The organism is Tannerella sp., assembly GCF_052170195.1.
Lineage (GTDB): Bacteria > Bacteroidota > Bacteroidia > Bacteroidales > Tannerellaceae > Tannerella.
In genome coordinates this window covers 1-3916 of the sequence record NZ_JBQNAZ010000078.1, presented here as the reverse complement: position 1 = coordinate 3916, position 3916 = coordinate 1, and the positions used below count along the sequence as shown (strand labels likewise).

At 51.5% G+C, this 3916-nt stretch carries 4 protein-coding genes; 3 read left to right on the top strand and 1 reads right to left on the bottom strand.

The genetic code is table 11. The annotated features are described in order from the left end of the window. Positions 1-76 precede the first annotated feature (76 nt). The 3 genes from ACTTKA_RS11965 to ispF all read left to right on the top strand — a co-directional run bounded on the left by ACTTKA_RS11965 (position 77) and on the right by ispF (position 2302). Positions 77-454 carry a RidA family protein gene (locus tag ACTTKA_RS11965; protein WP_124752454.1) on the top strand — a complete coding sequence of 126 codons (378 nt, stop codon included), beginning with the start codon at positions 77-79 and terminating at the stop codon, positions 452-454. A 165-nt stretch (positions 455-619) separates the two neighbouring features. Beyond that, positions 620-1798 carry a type IX secretion system outer membrane channel protein PorV gene (porV, locus tag ACTTKA_RS11960; RefSeq protein WP_442725204.1) on the top strand — a complete coding sequence of 393 codons (1179 nt, stop codon included), beginning with the start codon at positions 620-622 and terminating at the stop codon, positions 1796-1798. 27 nt (positions 1799-1825) lie between these two features. Further along, positions 1826-2302 (top strand): 2-C-methyl-D-erythritol 2,4-cyclodiphosphate synthase, encoded by a 477-nt coding sequence (gene ispF / locus ACTTKA_RS11955; RefSeq protein WP_442714006.1) that lies wholly within the window; start codon positions 1826-1828, stop codon positions 2300-2302. Positions 2303-2308: 6 nt separating this feature from the next. Here ispF and ACTTKA_RS11950 read toward each other — a convergent pair whose 3' ends face one another. Next, positions 2309-3601: a replication-associated recombination protein A gene (locus ACTTKA_RS11950; protein WP_442725203.1), complete on the bottom strand. Its 1293-nt coding sequence runs from the start codon at positions 3599-3601 to the stop codon at positions 2309-2311. Positions 3602-3916: the final 315 nt, after the last annotated feature.

Sequence of the window (3916 nt, the reverse complement as noted above, 5' to 3'; positions counted from 1 at the left end):
CTTGTGTTTTTATCTGCCCGGTGTAAAATCTCGAGGATTTTATCTAAATTTGCGAATATTAATCAAAAAGAGAAAGATGAAAAAAGTAATCAACACTAATCAGGCGCCTGCAGCCATCGGACCGTATAGCCAAGCTGTTCAGGCAGGCAATCTGCTGTTTGTCTCCGGACAGTTAGGCTTAGACCCGTCGACGGGCGAATTTGTGGAAGGAGGCGTCAAGGCGCAGGCGCAGCAATTGTTCAAGAACATGAAAGCCATTCTGGCCGAGGCCGGATATACGATGGCGGACATCGTGAAAACAACCGTTTTTCTGGCCGATATGAGCGACTTTGCAGTCGTTAACGAAGTCTATGCCGCACAGTTCGAAGGCGATTATCCCGCACGCTCGGCCGTTGCCGTCAAGACCTTGCCGAAGAACGGACTGGTAGAGGTCGAAGTGATCGCTGCGAAATAATCGCATAACAGTAATAGAAAGGCTGAAATTCTGAACGACGTGATGTCTGTTCGGGCGGTCAGCCTTTTTTGTCGGTCGAAAAATGAAGGGTTCTTCGGGGGCTTTGCACAATAAAGCAAGAAGAACGGAGTTTATATAGGTACGAATTTGATTTGAAACGTATATATGAAGATTTTTAGCAGAAGCAGCCTGACGCTGCTGGTCATAGGTATGATAACCTTTCCACTACATGCGGAAAAAGACAAATACCAGACATTCAGTCCGATCCATACGGCTATTCCGTCGCTTTCGATTGCGCCCGACGCTCGGGGAGGAAGTATGGGCGATAACGGGGCGGCTACGCTTCCGGATATCAACTCGCAGTTCTGGAACGCCTCGAAGTATGCGTTTATGGAGAGCAAGGCGGGAGTGGCGATCTCTTATACGCCGTGGTTGCGCAAGTTGGTCAGAGACGTCTATATGGCACATGCCGCAGGGTATTATAAACCCGGACAAAACGATCGTTCGGCCATCGGCGCCTCGCTCCGTTACTTTTCGCTGGGTGTCATCCCGATCACCGATTACGGTGGCAAGGAGCTGATGAATATCAACCCCTACGAAATGACGTTCGACCTGAGTTACGGGATGAAACTCTCGGATGCCTACTCGATGGCTGTTGCTCTGCGTTATATCCGTTCCGATCTGGGCGCCGACGCCGAACAGGACATGCAGGCTGCCAATGCCGTAGCCGTCGACGTGTCCGGTTATATGGAAAAATACGTCTACCTCGGAGAGAGCGAGAGCCTCTGGAGCTTGGGATATAATATCTCAAACATCGGCTCCAAGGTATCGTTCAACGGCGGAGCCAAACAATACTTCCTGCCTGCTAACCTGAAGATCGGTACAGGCCTGCTTTATCCGATCGACGAATACAATCAGTTCGGCGTTTATCTCGACCTGAACAAATACCTCGTCCCCAGCCAACCGCAGAAGAAAGACGGAGAGACGGACGAGGCATACAGCCAAAGGATGAAGGATTACAATGATATGAACTCGTTGTCGGGCGTGTTCAAATCGTTCTCCGATGCTCCGGGCGGATTCAACGAAGAGCTGCAGGAGATCAATGTCTCGCTTGGAGCCGAATACAGCTATAACAACCAGTTCTTTGTGCGTGGCGGTTATTACTACGAAAACGCCATGAAAGGGAATCGCCAGTATTTTTCGATGGGAGCCGGTTTCAAAATGAACGTATTTCAACTCGATGCCGCTTATCTGATCAGTACCGTACAGAACAACCCGCTCGATCAGACATTGCGCTTCTCCCTTTCGTTCGATATGGACGGATTGAAAAGCCTTTTTGAATAATCCTCAACCTGCAACGGTTTGAAAGCTATGCGTATCGGATTCGGATATGATGTACATGCGCTGGCCGAAGGACGCGAACTGTGGCTCGGCGGCATACGTATCGAACACAGCACAGGATTGCTGGGACACAGCGATGCCGACGTGCTGATTCACGCCGTCTGTGACGCGCTGCTCGGCGCAGCCAACATGCGCGATATCGGTTATCACTTCCCCGACCATGCCGGCGAATACAAAGACATCGACAGTAAAATCCTGCTTCGTCGCACGATGGAGTTGCTGCGCGAAGCCGGTTATGAGCTGGGTAATATCGACGCGACGATCGCCGCGGAACAGCCGAAACTCAACCCGCATATCCCCGCTATGCAACAGACCATGGCCGAGGTGATGGGCGTCTCGCCCGATGCGCTCTCCATCAAAGCGACGACATCGGAGAAGTTGGGCTTCGTAGGCCGACGTGAAGGAATTGCAGCTTATGCCGTAGCCCTGATCACCCGGAAAGCGTAGACATTTTTATTCTTGTGCAGAAGAAGAATACCGCTTGCCCCAGAGGTGCTTCATACGCTCGGTCAGTTTGTCTTCGGCAGCGTTATGTTGCCCTTCCCAGATACGTGTGCGAAGCAGCTCGTCGGGCAGGAAATCCTGTTTGACGAAATTCCCTTCGTAATCGTGTGCGTACTTGTAATTTTTTCCGTAATCAAGTTCTTTCATCAGGCTCGTCGGGGCGTTGCGCAAATGGAGCGGAACCGGCAGGTTACCCGTCTCATGGACGAGCGCCAGCGCCTTATCGATGGCTAAGTAAGCCGAATTGCTTTTGGCGCTGCAAGCCAGATAGACGGTTGTCTCGGCCAGGATGATGCGTCCTTCGGGCCAGCCTATTTTTTTGAGCGCATCGAAGCAGGCATTGGCCAGCAGCAATGCGTTGGGATTGGCCAGCCCGATGTCTTCGGCCGCGGAAATCAGCAGACGGCGGGCAATAAATTCGGGATCTTCGCCCCCGGCCACCATGCGCGCCAGCCAGTAGAGAGCGGCATCCGGATCGCTGCCGCGGATCGATTTGATAAACGCCGAAATAATATCGTAATGCATCTCTCCCCCTTTGTCGTAAGCGGCAGGATTTTCCTGAAGACGCTCCACGACTTTTTGATCCGTAATCTCGATCGTATGGCCGTCTTCCTCAGCCGACACAATAAGCTCGAGGATATTCAGCAGCTTGCGCGCGTCGCCGCCGGAGTAACGAATGAGGGCAGCCGTTTCACGAAGGACGATGTTTTTTTCTTTGAGGACGATATCGTCCGTAATGGCGCGATTCAGAAGCGTCAGCAGGTCGTCTTCGTCCAATGGTTTGAGTACGTAGACCTGACATCGCGAAAGGAGCGGACGGATCACCTCGAACGACGGATTCTCCGTCGTGGCGCCGATCAGCGTAACGATACCCGTCTCGACGGCGTTCAGAAGCGAGTCTTGCTGCGACTTGCTGAAACGGTGTATCTCGTCGATAAACAGGATGGGGGAAACGGTTGTCTGAAACAGCGGATTGCTTCCCGCTTTTTCGATCACTTCCCGCACGTCTTTCACCCCCGAACTGATCGCGCTGAGCGTATAAAAAGGCGCTTCGAGACGCTTGGCAATGATCTTGGCCAACGTCGTCTTGCCGACGCCCGGCGGTCCCCAAAGAATAAACGAGGGCACGCGCCCGGCTTCGATCATCCGTCGTAACACCGCACGTTCGCCCGTCAGGTGCTTCTGACCGATGTACTCGTCGAGCGTCGTAGGACGTAACCGTTCTGCTAAAGGCTGACTCATGCCACAAAGATAGGAAAATTAATGGAAAACGGAGGAGAGAGGAGCGACCGGTCAACTCTTTTAGGACAAGACAGTTTCTTCATCGGCAAATCCTTTCTTGTGCTTGATTATCAAAACTCCGATCCCCCGGACCAGCTTGTTGCCCGCACCGACATGTTTATTGTTCACTTGGAATGACTTTGTTGCAACGGTTGACGTCTGATTATCAAAAGATATGGGTGTATATAGTCGCTCCTTAATATTTGCTTAATATTTTGTGATTCAATAAAATAATATCAAAAACAGTTGCATATATTTGCAGGGATTTGTATCTTT

Coding starts and splice junctions, on each gene's coding strand:
- ispF (WP_442714006.1), top strand. CDS start 1,826: ATGCGTATCGGATTCGGATATGATGTACATGCGCTGGCCGAAGGACGC.
- ACTTKA_RS11950 (WP_442725203.1), bottom strand. CDS start 3,601: ATGAGTCAGCCTTTAGCAGAACGGTTACGTCCTACGACGCTCGACGAG.
- porV (WP_442725204.1), top strand. CDS start 620: ATGAAGATTTTTAGCAGAAGCAGCCTGACGCTGCTGGTCATAGGTATG.
- ACTTKA_RS11965 (WP_124752454.1), top strand. CDS start 77: ATGAAAAAAGTAATCAACACTAATCAGGCGCCTGCAGCCATCGGACCG.